Annotated in this window: 27 protein-coding genes; all 27 read right to left on the reverse strand. The window is 61.6% G+C overall.

Features of this window, described 5'->3' with window-relative positions; translation table 11 throughout:
• Positions 1–2: 2 nt before the first annotated feature.
• Entirely contained in the window at positions 3–272 is a 270-nt protein-coding gene (gene fliQ / locus B8V81_RS22560) for a flagellar biosynthesis protein FliQ (RefSeq protein WP_028597422.1), read from the reverse strand.
• A gap of 22 nt (positions 273–294) precedes the next feature.
• Positions 295–1,047 carry a flagellar type III secretion system pore protein FliP gene (gene fliP / locus B8V81_RS22565; protein WP_028597423.1) on the reverse strand — a complete coding sequence of 251 codons (753 nt, stop codon included), beginning with the start codon at positions 1,045–1,047 and terminating at the stop codon, positions 295–297.
• The gene (locus tag B8V81_RS22570; RefSeq protein ID WP_052332923.1) at positions 1,044–1,676 is read right to left on the reverse strand and encodes a flagellar biosynthetic protein FliO; all 633 of its coding nucleotides are present in this window, start codon (positions 1,674–1,676) and stop codon (positions 1,044–1,046) included. The genes fliP and B8V81_RS22570 overlap by 4 nt, the downstream gene beginning before the upstream one ends.
• Positions 1,677–1,678: 2 nt before the next feature.
• Positions 1,679–2,041 carry a response regulator gene (locus B8V81_RS22575; RefSeq protein ID WP_028597425.1) on the reverse strand — a complete coding sequence of 121 codons (363 nt, stop codon included), beginning with the start codon at positions 2,039–2,041 and terminating at the stop codon, positions 1,679–1,681.
• A 24-nt stretch (positions 2,042–2,065) separates the two neighbouring features.
• Positions 2,066–3,292: a flagellar motor switch phosphatase FliY gene (fliY, locus tag B8V81_RS22580; RefSeq protein ID WP_028597426.1), complete on the reverse strand. Its 1,227-nt coding sequence runs from the start codon at positions 3,290–3,292 to the stop codon at positions 2,066–2,068.
• Positions 3,282–4,283, reverse strand: coding sequence for a flagellar motor switch protein FliM (fliM, locus tag B8V81_RS22585; RefSeq protein ID WP_028597427.1), 1,002 nt, complete (start codon positions 4,281–4,283; stop codon positions 3,282–3,284). Before fliM ends, fliY begins: the two co-directional genes overlap by 11 nt.
• 30 nt (positions 4,284–4,313) lie before the next feature.
• Positions 4,314–4,787, reverse strand: a complete 474-nt coding sequence (locus B8V81_RS22590; RefSeq protein ID WP_028597428.1) for a flagellar basal body-associated FliL family protein — start codon at positions 4,785–4,787, stop codon at positions 4,314–4,316.
• 5 nt (positions 4,788–4,792) lie between these two features.
• Positions 4,793–5,011, reverse strand: coding sequence for a flagellar FlbD family protein (locus B8V81_RS22595; RefSeq protein ID WP_028597429.1), 219 nt, complete (start codon positions 5,009–5,011; stop codon positions 4,793–4,795).
• Positions 5,012–5,104: 93 nt separating this feature from the next.
• Entirely contained in the window at positions 5,105–5,920 is an 816-nt protein-coding gene (locus B8V81_RS22600) for a flagellar hook-basal body complex protein (RefSeq protein WP_028597430.1), read from the reverse strand.
• A 75-nt stretch (positions 5,921–5,995) separates the two neighbouring features.
• Positions 5,996–6,475 carry a flagellar hook capping FlgD N-terminal domain-containing protein gene (locus B8V81_RS22605; protein WP_052332924.1) on the reverse strand — a complete coding sequence of 160 codons (480 nt, stop codon included), beginning with the start codon at positions 6,473–6,475 and terminating at the stop codon, positions 5,996–5,998.
• A gap of 21 nt (positions 6,476–6,496) precedes the next feature.
• Complete coding sequence (locus B8V81_RS22610) at positions 6,497–7,966, reverse strand: flagellar hook-length control protein FliK (RefSeq protein ID WP_101809237.1); 1,470 nt, start codon at positions 7,964–7,966, stop codon at positions 6,497–6,499.
• 17 nt (positions 7,967–7,983) lie between these two features.
• Entirely contained in the window at positions 7,984–8,877 is an 894-nt protein-coding gene (locus B8V81_RS22615; RefSeq protein WP_028597432.1) for a MotE family protein, read from the reverse strand.
• 65 nt (positions 8,878–8,942) lie between these two features.
• Positions 8,943–9,392, reverse strand: coding sequence for a flagellar export protein FliJ (gene fliJ / locus B8V81_RS22620; RefSeq protein ID WP_101809238.1), 450 nt, complete (start codon positions 9,390–9,392; stop codon positions 8,943–8,945).
• A 15-nt stretch (positions 9,393–9,407) separates the two neighbouring features.
• On the reverse strand, positions 9,408–10,724 hold the full coding sequence (gene fliI / locus B8V81_RS22625) for a flagellar protein export ATPase FliI (RefSeq protein WP_101809239.1): 1,317 nt from the start codon (positions 10,722–10,724) through the stop codon (positions 9,408–9,410).
• The gene (locus B8V81_RS22630) at positions 10,721–11,563 is read right to left on the reverse strand and encodes a FliH/SctL family protein (RefSeq protein WP_028597435.1); all 843 of its coding nucleotides are present in this window, start codon (positions 11,561–11,563) and stop codon (positions 10,721–10,723) included. Before B8V81_RS22630 ends, fliI begins: the two co-directional genes overlap by 4 nt.
• Positions 11,556–12,569: a flagellar motor switch protein FliG gene (fliG, locus tag B8V81_RS22635; protein ID WP_028597436.1), complete on the reverse strand. Its 1,014-nt coding sequence runs from the start codon at positions 12,567–12,569 to the stop codon at positions 11,556–11,558. The genes B8V81_RS22630 and fliG overlap by 8 nt, the downstream gene beginning before the upstream one ends.
• A gap of 13 nt (positions 12,570–12,582) precedes the next feature.
• Complete coding sequence (gene fliF / locus B8V81_RS22640; RefSeq protein ID WP_101809241.1) at positions 12,583–14,148, reverse strand: flagellar basal-body MS-ring/collar protein FliF; 1,566 nt, start codon at positions 14,146–14,148, stop codon at positions 12,583–12,585.
• 39 nt (positions 14,149–14,187) lie between these two features.
• Positions 14,188–14,499 (reverse strand): flagellar hook-basal body complex protein FliE, encoded by a 312-nt coding sequence (gene fliE, locus B8V81_RS22645; protein ID WP_228551531.1) that lies wholly within the window; start codon positions 14,497–14,499, stop codon positions 14,188–14,190.
• A 36-nt stretch (positions 14,500–14,535) separates the two neighbouring features.
• On the reverse strand, positions 14,536–14,982 hold the full coding sequence (gene flgC, locus B8V81_RS22650) for a flagellar basal body rod protein FlgC (RefSeq protein ID WP_028597439.1): 447 nt from the start codon (positions 14,980–14,982) through the stop codon (positions 14,536–14,538).
• A 3-nt stretch (positions 14,983–14,985) separates the two neighbouring features.
• Entirely contained in the window at positions 14,986–15,354 is a 369-nt protein-coding gene (gene flgB, locus B8V81_RS22655; protein WP_339280054.1) for a flagellar basal body rod protein FlgB, read from the reverse strand.
• Positions 15,355–15,616: 262 nt separating this feature from the next.
• Positions 15,617–16,387 (reverse strand): GTP-sensing pleiotropic transcriptional regulator CodY, encoded by a 771-nt coding sequence (codY, locus tag B8V81_RS22660; RefSeq protein WP_028597440.1) that lies wholly within the window; start codon positions 16,385–16,387, stop codon positions 15,617–15,619.
• A 33-nt stretch (positions 16,388–16,420) separates the two neighbouring features.
• The gene (hslU, locus tag B8V81_RS22665; RefSeq protein WP_101809484.1) at positions 16,421–17,800 is read right to left on the reverse strand and encodes an ATP-dependent protease ATPase subunit HslU; all 1,380 of its coding nucleotides are present in this window, start codon (positions 17,798–17,800) and stop codon (positions 16,421–16,423) included.
• 67 nt (positions 17,801–17,867) lie between these two features.
• Entirely contained in the window at positions 17,868–18,410 is a 543-nt protein-coding gene (gene hslV / locus B8V81_RS22670) for an ATP-dependent protease subunit HslV (protein WP_028597442.1), read from the reverse strand.
• Between the two features lie 26 nt (positions 18,411–18,436).
• A complete protein-coding gene (gene trmFO / locus B8V81_RS22675) occupies positions 18,437–19,765 on the reverse strand; it encodes an FADH(2)-oxidizing methylenetetrahydrofolate--tRNA-(uracil(54)-C(5))-methyltransferase TrmFO (RefSeq protein WP_028597443.1) in 1,329 nt (442 codons plus the stop codon).
• A 93-nt stretch (positions 19,766–19,858) separates the two neighbouring features.
• A complete protein-coding gene (gene topA, locus B8V81_RS22680; protein ID WP_028597444.1) occupies positions 19,859–21,955 on the reverse strand; it encodes a type I DNA topoisomerase in 2,097 nt (698 codons plus the stop codon).
• 26 nt (positions 21,956–21,981) lie between these two features.
• Positions 21,982–23,109 (reverse strand): DNA-processing protein DprA, encoded by a 1,128-nt coding sequence (dprA, locus tag B8V81_RS22685; protein ID WP_228551533.1) that lies wholly within the window; start codon positions 23,107–23,109, stop codon positions 21,982–21,984.
• Between the two features lie 197 nt (positions 23,110–23,306).
• Positions 23,307–24,236 carry a succinate--CoA ligase subunit alpha gene (gene sucD / locus B8V81_RS22690; RefSeq protein WP_028597446.1) on the reverse strand — a complete coding sequence of 310 codons (930 nt, stop codon included), beginning with the start codon at positions 24,234–24,236 and terminating at the stop codon, positions 23,307–23,309.
• Positions 24,237–24,243 lie beyond the last annotated feature (7 nt).

The raw sequence follows: 24,243 nt of genomic DNA on the forward strand, positions 1-24,243 counted from the left end.
GCCTACCCGATGTAATGGTGCAAGTTGTTCAGCAGATTGTACGTGAAGTCGACCAGCGTGCTGAGAATCCAAGGTCCGAACAGCAGCAGCGCTGCGAACACCGCCACGATCTTCGGCACGAAGGCCAGCGTCTGCTCCTGGATCTGCGTCGTCGCCTGGAAGATGCTGATGACGAGGCCGACGACGAGGCCGAGGATGAGCATCGGCGCGCTGGCTTTCAAGACGACGAGCACGGCTTGTCCGGCCAAGCCGATGATAAAGTCCGAATTCATGCCTGATCCCCTCCCGCTGGACTCATGAAGTCCCGAAACTGAGCAGCAGCGACTTCACGATCAGATACCAGCCGTCGACGAGCACGAACAAGAGGATCTTGAACGGAAGCGAGATCATGACGGGAGGCAGCATCATCATGCCCATCGCCATCAGCGTGCTGGAGACGACCATATCGATGATCAGAAACGGGATGAAGATCATGAAGCCCATCTGGAACGCCGTCTTCAGCTCGCTGATGGCGTAGGCCGGCACAAGCACCGTGATCGGGATGTCCTCGTACGTTTCCGGCTTCTCCGCTTGGGAGTAGTCCAGGAACAGCAGCAGATCCTTTTCTCTCGTATGCTGGAACATGAACTTCTTCATCGGGACCGACGCCTCTTGCAGCGCTTCGGTCTGCGTCAGCTCGCCTTTCAGGTAGGGCTGCAGCGCCGTTTCGTTCACCTGCGACAGCGTCGGCGACATGATGAACAGCGTCAGGAACAACGCCAGTCCGATCAGCACCTGGTTGGGCGGCATCTGCTGCGTTCCGAGCGAGGTACGCACGAACCCGAGCACGATGACGATGCGCGTGAAGCTCGTCATCAGAATCAGGAACGACGGGGCCAGCGTCAGGACCGTGATCATCAGCAGCAGCGAGATCGCGCTCGATCCTCCCGATTCCCCTCCGCCGATGCTGATATCGATGCCCGGCAAAGGCTCCGCATAAGCGGCCGCCGCCGCAGAGGCCGATAGGGCAAGCATGGCGGGCAGCGCCAGCATCCATTTCCTTTTCATTCTTCTCTCAACCGTTCCCTGTCCGTGGTTTCCTGCAGCAGCCGCTCCATTTGCTCCTGCTTCTTGGACTGCTGCTCCAGCTTTTGTTGAAGCATCCGTTCAAACCGTTTTGCCTCGTCGGCCCGATCCGGCATTTGCCCGTCCTTCCGGACGGCCTTGCGCTCCTGCACGGCCTTCAGCCAATCCCCGATCGGACTTTTTCCCATTCCTTGCTCGACGAGCTTCCCTTTCAGCTCCGCCACCTGCTCCGGATCGGCAATGACATCCAGAACCGCTACGTCGTCCCCGACGCCGAGCACGTAGATCTTGCCCCCGGCCTCGACCAGCTGCATCGACTTGTTCGGGGCGAGCGTCAGACCGCCGAGCGACTGCAGCGTGCGAGCGCCGTTCCAGAGCTGATTGCGTCTGGACAGGAAACGGATGAGCAGCATGATCAGGCCGATGACGAGCGCCAGCGCGACGATCATCCAGATCAAACTGCCCGTCATGCTTCCGGCCGTGAACTGAGGCGCGCCGTCGAGCTCGGCGGCGGGAGAAGGGAATAGCAGGCTTCCCGGGTCGGGCGAAGCGCTTGCCGCCCCGGCGGCAGCAGGAGCGGTTTGCAGGAAAGCGATGATTCCGACGCTCACGATCAGCCCAGCGTTTTCTTGATCGCCTCGATGACCCGATCGGCTTGGAAAGGCTTCACGATGAAGTCTTTGGCGCCGGCCTGGATCGCATCGATGACCATCGCCTGCTGGCCCATCGCCGAGCACATGATGACCTTGACGTTGGCATCCATCTTTTTGATTTCCTTAAGCGCGGCAATGCCGTCCATCTCGGGCATCGTGATGTCCATCGTGATGAGATCCGGCTTGAGCTCCTTGTACTTTTCGATCGCCTGCGAGCCGTCCTGCGCCTCTCCTACGACCTCGTAGCCGTTTTTGGTCAGGATATCGCGAATCATCATTCGCATGAAGGCTGCATCATCCACGATAAGAATACGGTTTGCCATTGTCATTTCCTCCCAGGATGTAAGTTACTGTATTTTCGCGATGCGGTCCCACTGGCTGACGATATCCGTCACGCGGACGCCGAAATTCTCGTCGATGACAACGACTTCGCCTTTTGCGATCAGCTTGTTGTTGACCAGGATGTCGACCGGCTCGCCGGCGAGCTTGTCCAGCTCGATGATCGAGCCTTGGGACAGCTCAAGGATGTCCTTGATCTGCTTTTGGGTGCGTCCGAGCTCGACCGTCACCTTGAGCGGGATGTCGAGCAGCAGGCCGAGGTTCGTCTCGTCCGGATTGGCGAAGCCTCCAGGCTGGAAGCCGCCGAACTGGACCGGCTGCACGCTCACGTTCCGTCCGGCTGGCGTGCCGAGCGTCTGCGGTGCTGCCGCTGCGGCCGGCATCATCGGATCGGGGTACGGAGCCGAGTACGCCTGCTGCGGGACCGCCGCCTGTGGCGGCGCGGCTGGCGCAGCCTGCTGCTGCGGCTCCGCGGCCGGCGAAGGCGCTGGCGTCGGGGCCGGCGCAGGAGCCGGCGCTGCGGCTGGCGCCGCTTCCTGAGAGCTGGATCCGCCCATCAGCGAGTCGACCATCTGCTTGGCGAAATTGACCGGCAGCAGCTGCATGATCGTCGAGTCGATGAGATCGCCGATCATGAGGCGGAAGCTGATCTTGATGAACACGTCGTCCGGAGGCAGCTGCTGCATTCCCCCGCCCTGCTCCACGTCCAGGATGTCGATGCCTGGCGGCGAGATGTTCACCATGCGGTTGAAGATCGTCGACATCGAGGTCGCGGACGAGCCCATCATCTGGTTCATCGCTTCCTGCACGGCGCTGATGTGGATGTCGTTCAGCTCCTGCTGCCCGACGATGCCTTCGCCTCCGAGCATCAGATCGGCGATGACGCCGGCGTCCTTCGTCTTGATGACGAGGGAGTTGATGCCCTCGAAGCCTTCCACATAGCTGACCGACACGGCGACATGCGGCTTGGGAAACGCGTCGCCGAGCTCCGAGCGGCGGATCAGCGCGACTTGCGGAGTCGTAATGTCGACCTTGCGGCCGAGCAGCGTAGACAGCGCCGTAGCGGCGCTTCCGAAGGTGATGTTGCCGATCTCGCCGAGCGCGTCCTGCTCGATGCCGCTCAGGTAATCCTCGATCCGGTCGCTGCCGCTGGACGGCGCCGCTTCGGCTTCGCCGGAGCTCTGCCGGAGCAGCGCGTCGATTTCTTCCTGGGACAGGTAATCCTTACTCGTCATAATCTTCTTCCGCTCCTTCACGTACGATCTCCTCGACCTGGACCGCGAGCCGGTCGCGGACCGACCCCGGGCTGCCGATGAACTTCAGCTTCTCTCCAACTTTGATATGCAGCCCTTCGCCGGCCGTTTTGTTGAGGGAGATCACGTCTCCGACAGCCAGGCTCATGAACTCGCTGACCGTGATCGAGGACTCGCCCAGCTCCGCGATGATCGGAAGCTTTGCTTTATGTACCCTCTGCTCCAGCATTTCGACTTCTTCCGGAGCTCTGGATTTCTTCTGCGAGACGAACCAGTGGTGCACGGACAGTCTCGGCATGATCGGCTCGATGACGACATGCGGGATGCACAGGTTGATCATGCCGGTCGTATCGCCGATTTTCGTGCTGAGCGAGATGAGAGCGATCGTCTCGTTGGGCGAGACGATCTGCATGAACTGCGGATTCGTCTCGAGCGAGTCCAGGCGAGGCGAAATATCGATGACCGTTTTCCACGCCTCCTGGAGGCTTTCGAACGCGCGGCTGAAAATTTTCTCCATGATCATCGTCTCGATCTCGGTGAGCGCTCCGATTTTGGACGGAGCGGTCCCGGCCCCGCCCAGCAGCCGGTCCACCATCGCGAACGCGACGTTCGGATGGACCTCGAGCACCATCCGGCCCTCGAGAGGCTCCGCTTCGAATATGTTCAGGATCGTCATTTTCGGGATCGACCGGATGAACTCGTCGTACGGCAGCTGCTCGACCTGCACGACGTTGATCTGCACGAACGTGCGGAGCTGCGCGGAGAAGTACGTCGTCAGGAATCGCGCGAAGTTTTCATGGATTCGCGTCAGGCTGCGGATATGGTCCTTGGAAAACCGCACCGCGCGCTTGAAGTCGTAAGAGCGGATCTTGCGCTGGCTCTCTTCCTTCTTGAGCTCTTCCGCATCCATCTCGCCGGATGAAAGGGCCGCCAGCAGCGCGTCAATTTCATTTTGGGACAGAACATCTACCACTCTCTCACCTCCTTGCCTGATGCTCCGGCCTCAAATATCCGTGAGAAGATAGTCGGTTATCGAAACCTTGACCAGCTTGCCCTCCGGCAAAATCTTGTTTACTTCGTTGAGCAGCTTCGCTTCGAGCGCATCTTGTCCGGCGGAGCCTTGCAGGTCGGCTGCCGCCGTATCCGCGAGGATGCGGTTGATGATCGGCTTGACCGCGATGTCCTTGATCTGGTCGAGCTCCTCTTTCGCCGCTTTTTTGTCCAGCTGGAAAGCGAAGCTGATGATGACGAGCTTGTCCTCGTCCTTCAGGTTCCGCTTGATGTCCTTCAGTTCGAGCGTGACGCCGAGCCGCTCTTCCGCGGACATCGGCTTCGCCGCCGCTGCGACGGCAGGCTTGCCCTCGCCTTCAGCCGTCTTCGGGTCGCCGAGGACCGAATTCCAGAGGAACACGGCCACGACGGCGATCAAGGATATGGCCAGCAAGGTCGTGATCAACCAGGGAAGCATTTTTTTCATCGCGGTTATTCCTCCGTCACTGCGCCCTTCACGGAAGCGGCCAGCAAGCCGATGGACCGTTGATACTCGACGATCCGGCCTGTCAGCACTTCGGCCGATTCCTGAATGACCATTTTTTTGCCGGTGGTCAGCGTAAGGAGCGTATCCGGCGTTTCTTCGATCAGCTCGATCAGCAGCGCGTTGATCATGAGGCGGCTGCCGTTCAGCCTCGTTACTTGGACCATGGGACTCCCTTCTCGACGAGCGGCCCCGCGGCATCGCCTGCGGCGCCGGCGGAGAGGCCGGCGCCGCGGGAGCAAGGCCCGGAGCGTCATCGGTTAGCGCTTGAGATTGACCAGCTCCTGCAGAATCTCATCGGAAGTCGTAATGATGCGGGAGTTCGACTGGAAGCCGCGCTGAGCGACGATCATTTCCGTAAACTCGCTCGTCAGGTCCACGTTGGACATCTCCAGCTGCCCGGCCACGATCGTGCCGGTGCCGGTCTCGGCGTCGCCGGGCACGCCGATCGCCAGCTCCTCGACGTTGGAGTTCACGCTGGAGCGGTACAGGTTGGCGCCCATCTTCTCGAGTCCGTTCGGGTTCTGCACCTGCACGACGCCGATCGTCGCGATCTCGTCGCCGGTCGTGCCGTCGGCGTTGATGCCGACGATCGTGCCGTTCTTGCCGATCGAATACGCGTTCACTCCCGCCAGGGAGATCGGCTCGCCGTCGGAGCTGAGCACGAGCCCGCCGTCCGCCGTCACGAGCTGTCCCGCCGCGTCGACGGAGAAGTTGCCCGCGCGCGTCAGATAGAAGCCGTCTTCCATGCCGGCCGGACGAACGGCGAAAAATCCGTCGCCGTCGATGCGCAGGTCGGTCGGAACGTTCGTCGTCATCGCGCTGCCCGCCGTATGGAGCGTGTCGACCGAAGCGACCGTGACGCCGAGACCGATCTGCTGCGCGTTCTTGCCCCCGCGCACGCCGTCTTCCGCTTGGCTGGCCCCGGATACGGTCTGGCTGAGGATGTCCTGGAACATGACGCGCCCGGCTTTGAACCCGACCGTATTGACGTTGGCGATATTGTTGCCGATGACATCAAGCTTCGTCTGGAAGCCGCGCATGCCGGATACGCCGGAGTACATGGATCTAAGCATTTGAATAACCTCCTGAATAGGTGATGTTCTGGACCTCGTTGCATTCGTTCCGCATGTTCCCTTTGGACTGTCCGATCAAGCGTCGGCCGTATCGGCCTCCGGAGCCGTTCCGGATTCGTCCGGCTCGGCCGCCCCGCCGTCGACCTGCTTGACGGCGTCCAGCGGAATGCTCTGGCCGGCGGAGATGACATATTGCATGCCGTCCTTCAAGATGATCGACTCCACGATGCCGCTCTCCGTCGTCAGCCTGCCGGCCGCGTCATAGACATCCCATTGGACCGTTCGTCCGATGAGATCCGACGTCAGGCCGAGGTTCTGTCCCTGCAGGTTGAGCTGGCCGGAGATGTTGGACAGCTGCTCGACCGACGAGAACTGGGCGAGCTGGGCGATGTAGGTCGTATTGTCCGCCGGCTTGAGCGGATCCTGATATTTCAGCTGCGCGACGAGCAGCTGCAGGAAGGCGTCCTTGCCCATCGTCGAGTTGTCCATGCTCGTCGCCGAGGCGGAAGCATTCTTTTGGCTGATATAGGGATAGATCGCGTTTACTTGAGCCATGCCGTCCCTCCTTCGTTCGGCTTAAGCCGTCTCATTGACCGAGCGCCCGAATCCGAGCTCGCGGATCGCCGTCTGCGTGGCCGCGTCGGCTTCGCGCAGCGCCGCCGCTTCCTCCGTCGCGCGCCCGCCGCCGGTGAAGCTCTGTCCCCGTCCGCCGCCGCCTTGCTGCTGGCCGAAGGAGAGGCTCGTCTGCAGCTCGCCGCTTCCGACCTCCATCCGATCGACCTGGATTCCTTGGAGCTGCAGCGACTGGCGGAGCTGGGCGAGCTGGTTCTCGATCGCCTCGCGAGCCGCCGGCGAGTCGGCGAGGAAGAGAGCGGTCAGCTGGCCGTTGTGCAGATGAAGCTTGATGTCGACTTGGCCCAAATGCTCGGGGTTGAGCAAAATCCGCGCTTCGCTCGACTGTCCGCTTGCCGTGATATCGAGCTTTTGCAGCATGATGCCCGCCATCTCCTCGGCGAAGCGCCGCATCGCCACGACCGGCAGCGCGGCCGTCTGCGCAGCTCCCGGCTGCGGAGCCGGAGCGGCCGGTGCCGACAGCTGCGGTGCCGCCTCCGACGAAGCGGAGCCCGGCAGCGCTCCCGGCGCCGCGTCGATTGCCGCGGCCGGTGCCGCTTCCGCCGCTCGAGCCGCGGACGGCTTCGCCTCGAGAGCCGCCCTCACTTGGGCGGACGCGGCGTTCAGCCGCTCCAAGAAGGCGGCGGGAGCCGCTTTGACGGCGATCGCCGCCTGCCCGTCCGCGGCACCGCCTGCGCGGCCTCCGGCGGTGGAGCGCTCCGTGCCGGCGAGCAGCTCGCCGAGCTTGGCGAGCTGCCGGCTCACGAGCGCGGAGGCGTCGGACGCGCCAAGCTTGAGCGGCTTGCCGTCCTGCAGCGCTTGATGCAGGACGAGCAGCGATTCCAGCACGAGCGGCTTGCCTGCCGCCGCTCCTTGCAGCGAGTCCGGCGAAGCGGCCTGATCTGCGCCGACGGTGGCCGGTTGAGCTTGCGGAGCCGGCAGTCCGAGCAGCGCCAGCAGCGCTCCGAGCTCGGAAGCGGCTGCGTCCATCGCCTCGTCGGACAGCGCGGCGTCCGCGTCCTGCAGATCCGTCAGCAGGTCGAGCAGCTCGTCCAGCTGGCCGAGCAGCGTTCCTTCCGCCGATTCGCCGGATGCACCCGCCTTTTCGGCCTCCGCCGCTTCGGCTCCGTCTTCCTTTTCTGCGCCGGAGACCGCATCCGCCGCGCTTGCCGGCGTGCCGGGAGCGAGGCCCGCCAGCTGCGCGATCGCCGCCTGCAGCAGCGTTGCCGCTTCCCCTTGCGGAGAAGCTGCCGCCGAGCCGGCTGCGCCTGCTTGTCCCACTGCGAAGGTCGATCCTCCAGCGGCGTTCATCGAGCCGATCAGCTGCTGGAACGCCGTTCCGGCGGACGAGCTTGCGCTGATCTTCGCTGCCGCCGTTCCTACCGGCGATGAGCCGGCCGTCGGAACCGTCGATTGCGTGATCGCCATTTCCATCCGTCATCCCTCCTCGATCATTTCCCGGCCATCAGCTTGGAGACCAGCTGGGAGGTCATTTTTTTGTCTGTCTTGGACATCTCCGCCACGAGCGAGGAGCGGGTCGCGTCGCTTACCGAGCTGAGGATGCGCAGCACCTTGCTGGCGCTCATATCGGCCATCTGGAGCAGCAGCGGCGCAGCCTGGGCGGCGTTCATGCTCTCGAACGTCTTGGTGAGCTGCTCCTGGTTCAGGATGGCCGAAGCCGTCTCCGTCGAGGTCGCCTCGAGCCGCAGCCGCGATTGCAGCGCGGCGATCTGCTGATCCTTGACCGGCTCGCTGTCCTTCATGCGGGCCGCCGTCTGAGCCGCCCGCTTCGGATCCATTTTGGCCAGGATCGCTCCCTGAGCCCGGCTGTCCATCGAGCCGAGCACGAGAATCGATTCCTCCAGCGTCATGTTCTCCAGAATCGGAGCCGCCTTGCTCGCCGTCATCGAGGCGAACATGCCGGCGAGCTCGGCAATCTTGCCTTGATACTGCTCGGCGCTCAGCTTTTCCGCATCGCTCGTTTTGATCAAGCCGTCGATCTGCTCCTGCAGCGACTTCACCTGAGCTTCAAGCCCGGATTTTTCGGAATCCGCCGCTTCGAGCTTCGCCTTGGCTGCGGACAGCTCCGCCTGCAGGCTCGCCAGCCTCTTGTCGTCCTGCTCCTTCAGCACGGCAGAGCCTTCCGGCTCGGAGGCGTCGCCGGGCAGCAACGCTCCGACGACCGGCACGCCTCTACCGGCATCGATCAGCCTTTCCCTCAGCGACGGGTTGAAGACGACGAACAGCACCATTACGAGCACTACCGTGAACAGCAGCGGCGTCACGAAAAACAGCATTCGTTCGATTCCGCTGTAGCCTTGCTTTTCCATTTCTTCTTTTGCCACTTGTCATCCCCCCCGGGGGCGCTGCGCTTCCCCGTCTTCCTGCGCCCGAGCGCGCCCTGGCCCTGTCAGGACTGAGCCATGCGGGCATGCCGCTGGACCGCGATCTCGTCCAGCTCGGCCTGCTCCCCGGCCAGCAGGGCGCTTCTGAACTTCTGCCATGCCTTTTCCTTGGACTTCATCCAGATCTTCTCCTGAACCTTCCGCTCCGACAGGATCGAGCGGGACTGACTCACTTCCTGCTCCGCCTCCTGGACCTTTTTTTCCTTGAGGCAGATCGTCTTGTCCAGATGCCGGATGAAATGCTGGATCTGCTGAAGCTCGTCCAGCGTGCTGCCTCGCTCGCCCTGCCGGATCAGCTTCTCTTCCCAGCGCCTGCGCTCGCTTCTCAGCTCCTCCAGCGACATTTCCTCCGCCTTCAGCAGGCCGAGAGCGGCGCTGAGTCCCCATTCGGCTTGAGTCGTCTCGCTTTGCTTGAGGTTGACGATGCTTTGATAGGCATACCGGAATGACGCCATAGGTTCGTTCAGCTCCTACTTATTGAAGTGATCGGTCAGCTGCCGGACGGTTTCGTCGAACTCGTCCTTCTCGCTCGTCCGCTGTCGGGTGAAGCTCTGGATGAAGTCCATCTGCGCGACTGCCTCGTCGATATCGGCGTTGGAGCCGCTTTGATACGCCCCGATATGGATGAGGTCCTCCGAATCCCTATAAACGGCGAGCAAGCGCTTGAGCGCCGTGGCCGCCTGCCGGTGGTCCTCATCCGCGATCTCGTTCATGACGCGGCTCACCGAGCTCAGCACGTCGATCGCCGGAAAATGTCCCTTATGGGCAAGGTCCCGGCTCAACACGATATGCCCGTCCAAAATGCCTCGAACCGCATCCGCGACCGGCTCGTTCATGTCGTCCCCGTCGACGAGCACCGTGTAGAAGGCGGTGATCGACCCGCTCGGTCCTGTGCCGGCTCGCTCCAGCAGCTTCGGCAGGCCGGCAAAGACGGAAGGCGTGTAGCCTCGCGTCGCCGGCGGCTCGCCGATAGCCAGGCCGACTTCCCGCTGCGCCATCGCATAGCGCGTCACGGAATCCATCATGAGCATGACGTTCAAGCCCCGGTCCCGGAAATATTCGGCGATCGTCGTTGCGATGACCGCTCCTTTGATCCGGATGAGCGCCGGCTGATCCGACGTCGCGACGATCACGACCGAGCGGGCCAGTCCTTCCGGACCGAGATCCTTCTCGATGAACTCGAGCACCTCGCGTCCGCGCTCGCCGATGAGGGCGATGACATTCACGTCGGCGGCCGTATTGCGGGCGATCATGCCGAGCAGCGTGCTCTTGCCGACACCGGAGCCGGCGAAGATGCCGACCCGCTGGCCTTGTCCGACGGTGAGCAGTCCGTCGATCGCCCGGATGCCGATGCCGAGCGGTTCGGTGACGCGCGGACGGAACAGAGGATTGCTCGGAGGAGCTGTCGTCGGGTAACGCACCATCCGGCTCGGGATGAAGCTGCCGTCCAGCGGCCGCCCCAAGCCGTCGAGCACCTTGCCGAGCAGCTCCGAGCCGACTTGCACGGTGAGCGGCTTGCCCGTCCCGACGACGTCGCAGCCGGGGCCGATCGCGTTCAGCTCGCCGAGCGGCATGAGCACGAGGCGGTTGTCGCGGAAGCCGACAACCTCGGCCAGCAGCGGAGGAGCGCCTTTGCCGGGATAGATCTGGCAGACGTCTCCGATGCTCGCGTCCGGTCCTTCGCTCTCGATCGTCAGCCCGATGACTTGCGTCACCTTTCCGTTTACGCGCACCGGGTCGATTCCGCCCAGATGCTCGATGTAGCGTGCAGCCGAGAGCTCTTTCATGAAGCCGCCTCCTGGCCTTCCCGCTGCTGCGCGAGCTGCACGAGCTCGCGCTTGATCTCGGCGAGCTGCGTATCGATCCGGGCATCGATGCTGCCGAAGGCGGACCGGATGACGCAGCCGTGATCCTTCACGGTGGCGTCCGGCAAAATCTGCAGCTCGGCCTGCGAGTCGATCGACAGCTCAAGCTCGTCCCGCGCCGCCTGGACAGCAGCCAGCTGCGCCGGCGCGACGCAAAGCACGATGACGCCATGCTCCTTGCGCCGGGACAGCGCCTTTTTGACCAGCTCGGCCGCCCAGTCTGGCTCCAGCGTCAGCTGCCTGCCGACGAGCTTTTCTGCGATCGCGCAGCTCAGCTCGATAAGGAACGGCTCCGCTTCTTGGATGATCTGCTCCCGCATCGCGTAGGACGAGGCCAGGATGCCCGACGCTTCCTGGATACGCTGCTCCCACTCTTCCCGGAGCCGTGCCTCCGCATCGTCGCGGCCGGACTGGAATCCGGCTTCATAGGCCGCAGACCGGACCTCCTCGACGAGGCGGTCGTCATCGGCGCGCCGCGCATGCCACCACTCGTCCATCTCGCGCTGCGCCTGCTCGAGCATCTCGTCCGATCTTCGAGCCGCATCGGCGAGCATGTCGTCCGCGACGCTCCGAGCGTCATCGAGCACTTGCCGCCGCAGCCGGTCCGTCGCTTCGTCGAGAGTCGGCTGCGGCGGCAGCGCCTCGCCGTCACCCGTCGTGATCGGCGCCTGCATGCCGCCTCCGGCCCGGGCATAAAAGCGTTCGAGCGGCTGAGAGCCGCTCTTGGGCCGTACATAGGAAGATTTGATGAGATTAGACAATGATGTCATCTCCTCCGCCGCGGGCGATGATGATGTCTCCCGCTTCCTCGAGCCTGCGGATCGTCGCTACGATGCGGGTCTGAGCTTCCTCCACGTCACGCAGCCGCACCGGCCCCATGAATTCCATCTCTTCCTTGAACGTCTCGGCCATCCGTTTGGACATGTTGCGGAAGATCGCTTCCCTGACCTCCTCGCTCGCGACCTTGAGCGCCAGCTGCAGGTCCGCGTTCTCGATGTCGCGGATGATGCGCTGGATCGAGCGGTTGTCGATGCTGACGATGTCTTCGAAGACGAACATCCGCTTCTTGATCTCTTCGGCAAGCTCCGGATCCTGAATCTCGAGCGAGTCGAGGATCGTCCGCTCGGTGCCGCGGTCGACGCCGTTCAAAATCTGGACGATCGAATCGATGCCGCCTGCATTCGTATAATCCTGGGTGACGGTCGCCGAGAGCTTCTGCTCGAGCACGCGCTCGACCTGCGAGATGACATCCGGGGAGGTGCTGTCCATAAGGGCCACCCTGCGCGCGACATCCGCCTGCTTCTCCTGGGGCAGCGAGGAAAGGATATGGGACGCTTGCTCCGGCTGCAGATAGGACAGCACGAGCGCGATCGTCTGCGGATTCTCGTTTTGGATGAAGTTGAGGATCTGCGTCGGCTCCGCCTTGCGGGCGAAGTCGAACGGCCGCACCTGCAGCGTCGCCGTCAGGCGGCTCAGCACTTCCTGGGCCTTCTGCGCGCCGAGCGCTTTTTCGAGGATGTCCTTCGCGTAGGCGATGCCGCCTTGCGAGATGTATTCCTGCGCCAGGCAGATCTGATAGAACTCGCTCATGATCAGGTCCCGCTCCGAGCTGTCGACCTTGCGGACGTTCGCGATCTCGAGCGTCAGCTGCTCGATCTCTTCCTCCCTCAGGTTTTTGAAGATCTGGGCGGATACTTCCGGGCCGAGCGTAATGAGGAGAATCGCTGCCTTCTGTCGCCCTGTCAGGGCTTGCATCGCTTTGGACATGGCGAGAGCCCTCCTATTCTTCTACAAGCCAGGTGCGGAGCAGATTGACGAACTCATCCGGCTTGCGCTTGGCGAGAGTTTCGAGATTTTTGCGTACCTGGCTGTCGTTGCTGACGCTGTCGAGATTGATGGAAGGATATTCGACCCGCGGAGACAGCTCTTCGATCGTCTCTTCGACCGCATTCTGCCGTCTTCTGCGGATGGCGAAGATGATGCCCGCCACGAGCGCCGCAGCCGCGACTCCGATCGCCGCCCACCAGATGCCGGACAGCCCTGCCGTGCCGGATGCCGAAGCCGCCTGGGCGAAGTTCTGCCCGATGACCGAAACTTTTTTGGCGATCAGCTCGTCATTGGTTACATCCTGGCCGGAATCGATCAGTTGCGACCGGACGAAGGAAGTCAGATATTGGGTGATTTGATCTTGCGTTTCCTGGTTTAATAGATTGATAGGAAGTCCTACGCTGATGCTGAGGTCCTTCACCGCGTACGGCCCCCCGACGATCGTATTTTTGATCCGGTTCACGTCGTAGTTGGTCGTACGGTCGCTTTTTTCGGAAGTGCTGGACCCCGTCGCGGAGGAAGAGTAGTTCGGCACGTCCGTCTCTCCCGTGCCCGCAACGCCGCCCGGATCTCCCGAGGACCCCTCGGTGCTTTCGGTCGACTCCTGCTGGCTGATGATGATGCCGTTGTTTCCATTGTCGTCCAGCGGCCTGACGAGATCCTCGACCCGGTTCGTCTGATCGAAGTTCAGGCTGCTGGTGACGCTGACGACGAGATTCTCGCTCCCTAGCATCGGCCCGAGGAACTGCTCGATGTTCCGCTTCAGCTCCGCCTCGTATTTCTTCTTGATCTGGAAGAGCGAATCCGCGCTGCCCGTGCTGCCTGGCGCGCCGCCCGCCTTCTCGGAAGGATTGAGCTCGCCTTGCGGGCTCGTGATGGTGATGTCCTCCACTCTCAGATTCGGCACCGAGGTCTTCACCAGATTGAAGTAGCCGTCGATCTCGTCCTGGCTCGGACGGAAGCCCGGCTTGAACTTCATCACAACGGACGCGCTCGCGCCGGACTCTTCTTGCGTCTGGGCGAATACGCTCTCCTTCGGCAGATTGACGACGACCTTCGTCGAGGCTACGCCTTGCATCGCATTGAGCAGCTGCTGGATTTCTCCATTCAGCGCGTTTTTGTAGCGGACGTTGAATTCATTGTCCGTCATGCCGAACTGCGACGAGCTCGCGCTGAACGCCTCAAAGCCGATCGAGCCGTTCTGCACGAGGCCTTGGGACCCCGCTCCTACGCGGATCCGGTCCGCCTCGCTGCTTGGCACCGCGATCGAGCTGCCGCCGTTTTCGAGCTTGTAGGCGACCTTGCTGCTGTCCAGATAGTTGATGATGGCCTGAGCGTCGGTCGTATCCAGCTCGTTGAATACCGTTTCATACTGCGTCTTGCTCAAGATCGACGTCAGCAGGATGATGGTGAGCAGCAGCACGCCCAGCGTGGCTCCCAGCCAGATTTTCTGCCTTTTCCCCATCGCGCCCCAATAATTTTTCACCGACGCGCTATATCGGGCTATCGTTTCATTCACGTTTTCACCCCGCAGATTGCTGTTCCCTCAGGCAAGATCCTAGATTTGCATGCGCATGATGTCCTGATAAGCCTCGACCGCTTTGTTCCGGACCTGCGTCACGAGCTGCAGGGTCAGCTGCGCTTGCTGCGAGACGATCATGACCTGCGAGATGTCCGCCTGGCCGATCAAATACTCGTTGTTTACTTTATGTACGGCTTGTTCCTGCGCGCTTGCGCTGTCAATCGCGTTTTTCAGCACGTTGGCGAAGCTTTCGCTGAGCTCGCTCGGGCTCCCGGCCGCAGGCGCGGCCTTTTGAGCGATCGAAGCCGGCTGCTGCAGCTGCGAGAGGGCGATCGGCTGAATCATCATTCATCTCCTCCACGTTCCATTGATTTTATCTACGGCTTATTTGCCGATTTCAAGCGCCTTGACGAACATGGCCTTCGTCGCGTTCAGCGCCGTCACGTTCGCTTCATAGGCTCGCGAAGCCGAGATCATGTCGACCATCTCTTTGGCCACATCGACGTTCGGCATCCTTACATAACCGCTAGCGTCCGCATCCGGGTGGTTTGGATTGTAGACGAGCTTTTCCGGAGACTGGTCCTCAACGATCCGGGTCGCCTTCACGCCCTTGCTCGCCTCTCCCATCTCGCTCCGCAGCATCGAGTCGAAGCTTCCCGCCTTCATCGGCTCCAGCACGACCATCTTCCGCTTGTAGGGCTGGAACTGCCCATCGACAAACGAACCGCGCGTCGTCTCCGCGTTGGCGATATTGGACGAGACGACGTCCATCCTCAGCCGTTGGGCCGTCAGCGCCGAAGCGCTGATATCGAAACCGTTGCTCAGCTTCATCCGTTACCCTCTCCCGTCGATCGCAATCCGCAGCATCGTAATTTCATGGTTGATCTGCTGAACGTAGGAATTGTATTTCAGCTGGTTTTTGGCCAGCAGCGCCATTTCCCGCTCCACATCGACATTGCTGCCGTTGTTGTTCATGACGGAAGTCTCGTCCGTCACGAGTTTTGGCGCTGGAACTGAGGTCCCTGGACCTATTGGAAGATGTCTTTCATTGGTTCTTATTAGTTCCAATGTCCTACTACCTGACGTCCCAAGCTGCTCCGCCAGCAACTCTTCGAACACGAGCTCCGAGCGTTTGAAAAACGGAGTTTCCGCATTGGAGATGTTGTCTGAAATAATCTGCTGTCTGGATTCAGCAGCCCTCATCGCGCCGACGAGTCTTCCGAAATCCGCGCCTCCCAAGACATTCAACGCCTCTTCACCACTTTCCCGACGTTATCTATAACATGATATTCCACATTTCTTTCGACAATCCTTCTTTCTTCGACATCGAAAATTAAAAAAATGAGAATTCAATGTCGAGATTTGCCGACACGCTTATCTTCCTAAATTTCCATATTTATTACAATGAGAAATAAGCCCTATCTTTATATGAAGATAGGGCCTTTTCGGGACTTTAGTCTCATATTCAGTTCTTCATTTTGCTCAATTCTTCCAGAAGTTGATGATTCAGGATGCGGATATAGGTCCCTTTCATCCCTAAGGATCGCGTTTCGATAACTCCCGCACTTTCAAGTTTGCGTAGCGCGTTTACGATAACAGACCTAGTAATTCCGACCCGGTCCGCGATCTTCGACGCGACGAGCAGCCCTTCCTTCGCCTCGAGCTCGTCGAAGATATGCTCGACCGCCTCCAGCTCGCTGAACGACAGCGAGCCCATCGCCACGGCGACGACCGCGCGGCTCCTCGCCTCGAGGGCGAGCTCTTCCGCGCGTTCGCGCAAAATCTCCATCCCGACGATCGTCGAGCCGTATTCGGCAAGGATAAGGTCATCGTCATCGAACGCGCCGCTCGGCCGGGACAGGACGACGGTGCCCAGCCGGTCCCCGCCGCCCGTTACCGGAACGACGCTCATGATCTCCTGCGTGCCCATGAACGGAAAGACGGCCGCGATGCCGGGATCAGGCTCGACATTGGTCGCCGGCTCGCTCATGACCAGAAACCGGCTGTTGCTGTCCGCCGGAAAGCGCGGCTCGTCGGCGGCCATGCTGCGGAACTGCTCATGATCGAATCGGTCGACCGCCGCGCAGCCGAGAATCTTGCCTCTGCGGCTGACGACGAATACGTTCGCCTGGATGACCGTGCTGAGCACCTCGGCCATTTCCCTGAAATTCAACGCCTTGCCTGCCGCTCGCTGCAGCAGGCGATTGAGCGTCCTTGTCTTGGTCAATAAAGTCATTGGTATGGTTGCCCCCCGAACCCCTCTGCTTCTCTACAGAATATATTGGCTCAGATCGCGGTTCTGGGCGATCGAGCCGAGCTTCTCCCTAACGTACTCCGGCGTGATGTTCAAGCTCTCGAGCGTCAAATCAGGCGCTTCGAAGCTCAGATCCTCCAGCAGCTTCTCCAGAATCGTATGGAGACGGCGAGCTCCGATGTTCTCCGTGTTGCGGTTCACTTCCGCGGCGATGGACGCCAGCTCCGCGATCGCCTCGTCGGAGAACGTGATCTCGATGCCCTCCGTCGACAGCAGCGCCGCATATTGCTTCGTCAGCGCGTTTTTCGGCTCCTTGAGAATCTGGATGAAGTCCTCGAGGCTGAGCGAGGTCAGCTCCACGCGGATCGGAAAGCGGCCTTGGAGCTCCGGGATGAGATCCGCCGGCTTGGACACATGGAACGCTCCGGCCGCGATAAACAGCATATAGTCCGTCTTGACGGCGCCGTACTTGGTCATGATCGTCGAGCCCTCGACGATCGGCAGGATGTCCCGCTGTACGCCTTCTCTCGATACGTCCGGACCGGAGCCTTTGGACGGACTGGCGATCTTGTCGATCTCGTCCAGGAACACGATGCCGGACTGCTCCGCGCGGCTCACCGATTCGGCGATCACATCGTCCATGTCGATCAGCTTCGCCGCTTCCTCTTGCGTCAGCACCTTGCGCGCGTCCTTCACGGACAGCTTGCGGCGCTTCGTCCGCTTCGGCATGAACTGCCCCATGATCTCCTGCATGTTCATGCCCATCATCTCGTTGCCTTGGCCGCCCAGCATATCCAGCATGTTCGGCGACGTGTCCTCCACGTCCAGCTCCAGCATTTCCTTCTCGAGCTCGCCGGCCAGCAGCTTGACGCGGACCGCCTGCCGCTTCGCCGCCAGCTCCGGCTCGGACGAGCGGTCCTCCGGCTCAGGCTCGCGAGCGCCGCCGAACAGCATCTCGAGCGGGTTCTTGCCGCCCTTCGGCTTGGAGCGTGACGGCTCGAGCAGCTCCACGAGCCGCTCGTTCGCCAGCTCCTCCGCCTTGTCCTTGACCTTTTCCATCCGCTCCGCCTTCACCATGCGGATGGCGACCTCGACCAGATCGCGGATCATCGCCTCGACGTCGCGGCCGACATAGCCGACTTCCGTAAACTTCGTCGCTTCGACCTTTACGAACGGGGCTCCGACCAGCTTGGCCAGCCGACGCGCGATCTCCGTCTTGCCGACGCCGGTCGGCCCGATCATGAGAATGTTCTTCGGCACGATCTCGTCCCTCAGGCTTTCCTCGAGGCGGCTGCGGCGATAGCGGTTGCGTAGCGCTACGGCGACGGAGCGCTTGGCCTGCTTCTGTCCGACGATATATTTGTCCAGCTCGGCGACGATCTGACGCGGGGTCATGGCTTCCTTCACCCGAAATCACTCCTTTTCGTGTAGGGGACGGCTGCTCCGGCACGACCGATCAACCTTATACTTCCTCGACGATAATGCTATGGTTCGTGAAAACGCAAATTTCCGCGGCGGTCTCGAGCGCCGCTTGCGCCATCTCGCGCGCGCTCAGGTTCGGCGCATGCTTCTTGAGGGCTCTGGCCGCGGCCAAGGCGAAGCTGCCGCCCGAGCCGATCGCCAGGATGCCGTCATCCGGCTCGATGACCTCGCCGTTGCCGGAGATGAGCAGCAGGCCGGTCTCGTCCATGACGAGCAGCATCGCCTCCAGGCGACGCAGCACGCGGTCCGAACGCCATTCCTTGGCCAGCTCGACCGCCGCCCGCTGCAAATTCCCGTGATGCTCCTCCAGCTTGCCTTCGAACTTCTCGAACAGCGTGATCGCGTCCGCGACCGATCCGGCGAAGCCAGCCGCCACCTTGCCCCGGTACAGGCGCCTTACTTTTTTGGCCGAGCCCTTCATGATCATGCTGTTGCCGAAAGTGACCTGTCCGTCGCCCGCGATCGCGCCTTTGCCGTCATGCCGCACCGCGCAGATCGTCGTTGCATGAAATTGCATTTCCACGTCCATTCCTCCTTTGGCCTTGCGGTCTAGCGGCCCCCGCCGAGCCGCTCCAGCTTGAATTGCTCCAGCGAGGACAAAGCCCGGTTCGCGATATGCTCGTTCTTTTCCTTTTTATTGCGGATGCGCTGCTCCGGCGGCGGGAACAGCCCGAAGTTCGCATTCATCGGCTGAAAATGGCGGAAGTCCGCCGTCGTGATGTAATGGGCCATGCTGCCGAGCGCCGTCTCCTTCGGCAGCACGAGCGGCTCGAGGCCGCGCGCGAGGCGGCCGGCGTTGAGGCCGGCCAGCATGCCCGAAGCGGCCGATTCGACGTATCCTTCGACTCCGGTCATCTGGCCGGCGAAGAACAGGTTATCCCGTCCCTTGAACTGATAGGTCGCCTCGAGCAGCTTGGGCGAGTTGATGAACGTATTGCGGTGCATGACGCCATAGCGCACGAACTCGGCGTTTTCCAGGCCCGGGATGAGCGAGAACACCCGCTTCTGCTCGCCCCATTTGAGATGCGTCTGGAAGCCGACCAGATTGTAGAGCGTGCCGGCGGCGTTGTCCTGGCGCAGCTGGATGACCGCATGCGGCTGCTTGCCCGTACGGGGATCGACGAGCCCGACCGGCTTCATCGGACCGAACAGCACGGTCTGCTTGCCGCGCTGGGCCATCACCTCGATCGGCATGCAGCCTTCGAAGTACACTTCCTTCTCGAAGTCCTTGAGCGCGGCCGTCTCCGCCGTGACGAGCGCTTCGTGGAAGCGTTCGAATTCCTCTTCGTTCATCGGGCAGTTCAGGTAGGCCGCTTCGCCCTTGTCGTAGCGGGAAGCGAGGAACACCTTCTCCATATCTATGGAATCCTTCTCGACGATAGGAGCGGCAGCGTCATAAAAATAAAAATATTCTTCGCCCATGAGCTCCTTGATCTCGGCCGAAAGGCTCGGCGCGGTCAGCGGGCCCGTCGCGATGACGGTAATGCCGTCCTGCGGAATCTCGGCGATCTCTTCATTGTGGACCGTGACGAGCGGATGCTCGCGCAGCGTGCCGGTGATGTCGCCGGAAAATCCGTCGCGGTCGACTGCGAGCGCGCCGCCGGCCGGCACGGCATTGCGGTCGGCCGCCGCCAGGACGAGCGAGTCCATGCGGCGCATTTCTTCTTTGAGGACGCCGACGGCGTTAGCTAGGCCGTTCGCCCGCAAGCTGTTGCTGCAGACGAGCTCGGCGAATTTATCGGTATGATGGGCCGGCGTCTGCTTCACCGGCCGCATTTCGTAGAGCTTGACCTCGACGCCTTGGGAAGCGATCTGCCAGGCGGCCTCGCTGCCTGCGAGCCCGGCTCCGATGACGGTTACTGGGGGAATGGATGACAAGTGCGATTCCTCTCTTTCTTTAAGTCCAAAACGGCCCGAACAACCGCAGGGAAGCGGAAGGCGGGTGTCCGCTTTCCGCTTCCCGCTGATGGGTTATCCGAGCTCCTGATCCTCCGGCAGCTCCTCGTTGAAGTCGCAGGAAGGACACTGATACCTGGCTCCGCTCTTATTGCGCTTGATGACGAGCATGCTGCCGCATTCCGGGCACGGCTTGCCGGCCGGACGGTCCCAGGAAACGTAGTCGCAGCCCGGATACTGGTCGCAGCCGTAGAAGATGCGGCCCTTCTTGCTGCGGCGCTCGATGATCTGGCCTTCCGCGCATTTCGGGCAGGCCACGCCGATGTTCTTGACGATCGGCTTCGTATTGCGGCAGTCCGGGAATCCGGAGCAGGCGAGGAATTTGCCGAAGCGGCCCATCTTGTACACCATCGGACTGCCGCATTTCTCGCATACCTCGTCCGATACCTCGTCCTGAAGCTCGACTTCCTTCATTTCTTCCTCGGCAACCTCAAGCCGCTTTTCGAACGACTCGTAGAACTGGGCAAGCACCCGGACCCAGTCCTCCTTGCCCTCCTCGACATGGTCGAGATCGCCTTCCATATGGGCGGTGAATTCCGCATCGAGAATCTCGGGGAAAAACTCCTCCATCAGCTGGATGACCAGCTCGCCGAGCTCGGTCGGGAAAAACTTCTTCTCCTCGATCGCGACATAGCCGCGTTTCTGGATCGTTTCCAGCGTCGGCGCATACGTGCTCGGACGGCCGATGCCGAGTTCCTCGAGCGTGCGCACGAGCCGCGCTTCGGTGAAGCGGGGCGGCGGCTGGGTGAAGTGCTGCTTCGGCTCGATCGACTCGGCCTTGAGGCTCTCCCCCTCGGCCAATGCGGGCAGGAATTTGTCCTCGTCCGCGGCGGTGCCGTCGTCATTGCCTTCGACATAAACCTTCATGAAGCCGGCAAACTTGACCTTGGAGCCGGACGCGCGGAACACCGCCTCGCCTGCGTTCAGATCGACCGTCATCGTATCGAGCACCGCCGAGCTCATCTGGCTGGCGACGAAGCGCTCCCAGACGAGCTTATACAGACGGTACTGATCGCGGCTCAGGTATTCCTTGACCGCATCCGGCTCCCATTCCATCGACGTCGGGCGGATCGCCTCATGCGCGTCCTGGGCGTTGGCGTTTTTCTTCAGGTAGACGCGCGGCTGCTCCGGATAGAACTCCGGTCCGTACTTCTCGACGATGTAGCCCTTCGCTTCTTCTTGAGCGACCGGCGAGATCCGCGTCGAATCCGTACGCATGTAGGTGATGAGGCCGGCCGTGCCCTGCTTGCCGAGGTCGACGCCCTCATACAGCTGCTGGGCGACGGACATCGTCTTGGAAGCGCGGAAGCTCAGCTTGCGCGCCGCTTCCTGCTGCAGCGAGCTCGTGATGAACGGCGGAGCGGGATTGCGCAGCCGCTCCTTTTCCTTCACCTCGGCGACCGTGAAGTCGCGGCCCTTGATCGCTGCGAGCACGACGTCGACCTCCGCCTGGCTGCCGAGCTCCGACTTGTCGCCTTGATAGGAGTGGAACTTGGCTTCGAACGCCGACTTGCCCTTATGCAGCCCAGCGGTGATGGACCAGTATTCCACCGGCTCGAACGCCTCGATCTCGTTCTCGCGGTCGCTGATCAGCTTGACCGCGACCGACTGGACGCGGCCTGCAGACAGGCCCTTCTTGACCTTCTTCCATAACAGCGGGCTGATCTTGTAGCCGACGAGGCGATCCAGGATGCGCCGCGCCTGCTGCGCGTTGACAAGATCCATGTCGATCTTGCGCGGCGTCTTGAACGCGTCCTTGACGGCCTGCTTCGTAATTTCGTTGAAGACGACGCGGCAATCGTCGGTCTCGTCCAAGTCCAGATAATGCGCCAAATGCCAGGCGATCGCCTCGCCTTCGCGATCCGGGTCAGCCGCGAGATAAACGCGCTTGACCTTTTTGCTGGCGTCCTTCAATTCCTTGAGGACGGAGCCTTTGCCGCGGATCGTAATGTATTTGGGATTGAAATCGTTCTCGACTTCGACGCCGATCTGGCTTTTCGGCAAATCGCGGATATGGCCCATCGAGGCTTTCACGATAAATTTGCTTCCCAGATATTTGCCAATCGTCTTCGCTTTTGCCGGTGATTCGACAATGACAAGTGAATCGGCCATGTTGGCGTCCTCCTTTCGCAAGCTGCTTACAATGCCATATATATGGAACCGTTATGCAGTTCAATCTTACGTTTTAAACATAAATTTATCAGAACTGTTTGCAAAAGTCCAAAAGCGAGCCCCGAAGCCTCAAACAGCTCGTCCGCCGAGCGCGGCTCGTTCTGCAGCAGCCCGTACACAAGCCGCTCGTTCTCGTCGAGCCGAGGCTCCTCCAAAAGAGAAGGCGCGCTCGGCTGCGACGGCCGCAAAAAGTGAAAATCGCGGATGATCGTCTCCGAGCCGTCCGCCAGCTTCGCCCTGCCGTCTCGGATCAAAGCGTTGCAGCCGACGCTCTTGGGCGAATGGATCGGCCCCGGCACCGCATACACCTCGCGGTTCATGTCCAGCGCCTGGTCGGCCGTAATGAGCGAGCCGCTCGCCGCGGCAGCCTCGATCACGATCGTCCCGTGAGACAAGCCGGCGATGATCCGGTTGCGCTGCGGGAACATGCCCGGCTTGACGGGAGTGCCGATCGGAAACTCGGACAGCACGAGCCCCTCTCGGCACAGCCGTCGGTACAACGCCCGGTTGTCGGGCGGGTAAGCGGTGTCGACCGGAGTGCCGAGCACGGCGATCGTCGCCCCTCCCGCTTCGAGCGCGGCTTCATGAGACAAGCCGTCGATCCCGCGGGCCATGCCGCTGACGATGCCGAAGCCCGCTGCTGCCAGCTCCTTGCTCAGCCTGGATGCCGCCTGCTTGCCATAGGCGGTCGGCCCTCGCGTCCCTACGATCGCCAGGCATGGCCGCTCCAGCAGCTCCAGACGCCCGACCGCGTACAGCAGCCAGGGCGGCTGCGGAATCCGCCGGAGCAGCTCGGGATACCCGTCATCGAAGATCGCCAGCCTGCGCCCGGCCAGCGCCAGAAATGCCCCTTCCCAAGCGGGTTCCTGACGCTCCCTCCAGCGCCGCGCCGCTTCCACGGCCGGCGCCTGCCGGATGCCCAGCCTTTCCAGCCGGGCGGCGTCCAGCTCCGGATCCCGCCACAGCTCCGCCTTCATCGCGCGATACAGCGATTGCCATCCGATTCCCGGCGTTTCATGCATGGCGATTATAAATTCGCGCACGCGTGCACGCTCCGGCGCAGTCCATTGCTGTTCCAACCATTCATCCATCATCGGCTACCGTCCTTTTCTTCTATTATAAAGGACGGCACCTGCGCCAATCCCTATTGTGGGGCACAAGAATCCAGATTGCAAGCGCGCAGGCGCCGCCAATGCCGCAGGAGCTTGACGAGCGGCAATAAAAAAAGGCAGCCTTCTTCCCCGAAACGGGAGAAGAAGGCTGCCTGCCTTCCAAGATCAAGCGATTGAAATCAGTGAGTCTTGCATTTCTCGAGCAGGCCCTGCTCTTCCAGCACGCTCACGAGCGTGGAGCCCATGTCGGATGGAGTCGGAGCGACCTTGATGCCGCAAGCCTCAAGCGTAGAGATTTTTTCCTTCGCCGTGCCTTTGCCTCCGGAAATGATGGCGCCGGCATGGCCCATGCGCTTTCCTGGAGGAGCCGTAGCGCCGCCGATGAAGCCGACAACCGGCTTCTTCATGTTCGCCTTGACCCACTCGGCCGCTTCTTCCTCAGCCGTGCCGCCGATCTCGCCGATCATGATGACCGCGTACGTATCCGGATCCTCGTTGAAGAGATTCAGGATATCGATGAACTCGGAGCCTTTGACCGGGTCGCCGCCGATGCCGACCGCAGTCGATTGGCCGATGCCGCGAGTCGTCAGCTGGTGGACCGCCTCGTACGTGAGCGTTCCCGAGCGGGAAACGACGCCGACATGGCCTTTGCGATGGATGTAGCCCGGCATGATGCCGATCTTGATCTCGTCCGGCGTAATGACGCCCGGGCAGTTCGGTCCGATCAGGCGGGTCTTCTTGCCTTCCATGTAGCGCTTCACGCGCACCATGTCGAGCACCGGAATGCCTTCCGTAATGCAGATGACCAGCTCCAGCTCCGCTTCCACCGCTTCCAGGATGGAGTCGGCCGCGAAGGCCGGCGGAACGTAGATGACGGATACGGTCGCGCCGGTTTCGGCGACCGCTTCACGCACGGAGTTGAATACCGGCAGCGACTTCGTCTCGCCGTTCTCCAGCTCGATGTCGACCGTCGTGCCGCCTTTGCCCGGCGTCACGCCGCCGACCATCTGGGTTCCGTACTCAAGGGCGCCCTTCGTATGGAAGAGGCCGGTCTGGCCGGTAATGCCCTGGGTGATCACTTTGGTATCTTTGTTGATCAAAATGCTCATCGCACAT

Source organism: Paenibacillus pasadenensis (genome assembly GCF_002864175.1).
GTDB classification, from domain to species: domain Bacteria; phylum Bacillota; class Bacilli; order Paenibacillales; family Paenibacillaceae; genus Paenibacillus_O; species Paenibacillus_O pasadenensis.

Excerpts from the sequence above, each read along its gene's own strand:
- fliE (WP_228551531.1), bottom strand. The coding sequence starts at position 14,499 with ATGATGATTCAGCCGATCGCCCTCTCGCAGCTGCAGCAGCCGGCTTCG.
- fliI (WP_101809239.1), bottom strand. The coding sequence starts at position 10,724 with ATGAAAGAGCTCTCGGCTGCACGCTACATCGAGCATCTGGGCGGAATC.
- hslU (WP_101809484.1), bottom strand. The coding sequence starts at position 17,800 with ATGACCCCGCGTCAGATCGTCGCCGAGCTGGACAAATATATCGTCGGA.
- B8V81_RS22600 (WP_028597430.1), bottom strand. The coding sequence starts at position 5,920 with ATGCTTAGATCCATGTACTCCGGCGTATCCGGCATGCGCGGCTTCCAG.
- sucD (WP_028597446.1), bottom strand. The coding sequence starts at position 24,236 with ATGAGCATTTTGATCAACAAAGATACCAAAGTGATCACCCAGGGCATT.
- topA (WP_028597444.1), bottom strand. The coding sequence starts at position 21,955 with ATGGCCGATTCACTTGTCATTGTCGAATCACCGGCAAAAGCGAAGACG.
- fliQ (WP_028597422.1), bottom strand. The coding sequence starts at position 272 with ATGAATTCGGACTTTATCATCGGCTTGGCCGGACAAGCCGTGCTCGTC.
- fliY (WP_028597426.1), bottom strand. The coding sequence starts at position 3,292 with ATGACGAGTAAGGATTACCTGTCCCAGGAAGAAATCGACGCGCTGCTC.
- B8V81_RS22590 (WP_028597428.1), bottom strand. The coding sequence starts at position 4,787 with ATGAAAAAAATGCTTCCCTGGTTGATCACGACCTTGCTGGCCATATCC.
- fliJ (WP_101809238.1), bottom strand. The coding sequence starts at position 9,392 with ATGGCGTCATTCCGGTATGCCTATCAAAGCATCGTCAACCTCAAGCAA.
- B8V81_RS22595 (WP_028597429.1), bottom strand. The coding sequence starts at position 5,011 with ATGGTCCAAGTAACGAGGCTGAACGGCAGCCGCCTCATGATCAACGCG.
- B8V81_RS22605 (WP_052332924.1), bottom strand. The coding sequence starts at position 6,475 with ATGGCTCAAGTAAACGCGATCTATCCCTATATCAGCCAAAAGAATGCT.
- fliG (WP_028597436.1), bottom strand. The coding sequence starts at position 12,569 with ATGTCCAAAGCGATGCAAGCCCTGACAGGGCGACAGAAGGCAGCGATT.
- fliP (WP_028597423.1), bottom strand. The coding sequence starts at position 1,047 with ATGAAAAGGAAATGGATGCTGGCGCTGCCCGCCATGCTTGCCCTATCG.
- dprA (WP_228551533.1), bottom strand. The coding sequence starts at position 23,109 with ATGATGGATGAATGGTTGGAACAGCAATGGACTGCGCCGGAGCGTGCA.
- B8V81_RS22575 (WP_028597425.1), bottom strand. The coding sequence starts at position 2,041 with ATGGCAAACCGTATTCTTATCGTGGATGATGCAGCCTTCATGCGAATG.
- codY (WP_028597440.1), bottom strand. The coding sequence starts at position 16,387 with ATGACTTTATTGACCAAGACAAGGACGCTCAATCGCCTGCTGCAGCGA.
- flgC (WP_028597439.1), bottom strand. The coding sequence starts at position 14,982 with ATGAAGCTGAGCAACGGTTTCGATATCAGCGCTTCGGCGCTGACGGCC.
- B8V81_RS22610 (WP_101809237.1), bottom strand. The coding sequence starts at position 7,966 with ATGGAAATGGCGATCACGCAATCGACGGTTCCGACGGCCGGCTCATCG.
- flgB (WP_339280054.1), bottom strand. The coding sequence starts at position 15,354 with ATGAGGGCTGCTGAATCCAGACAGCAGATTATTTCAGACAACATCTCC.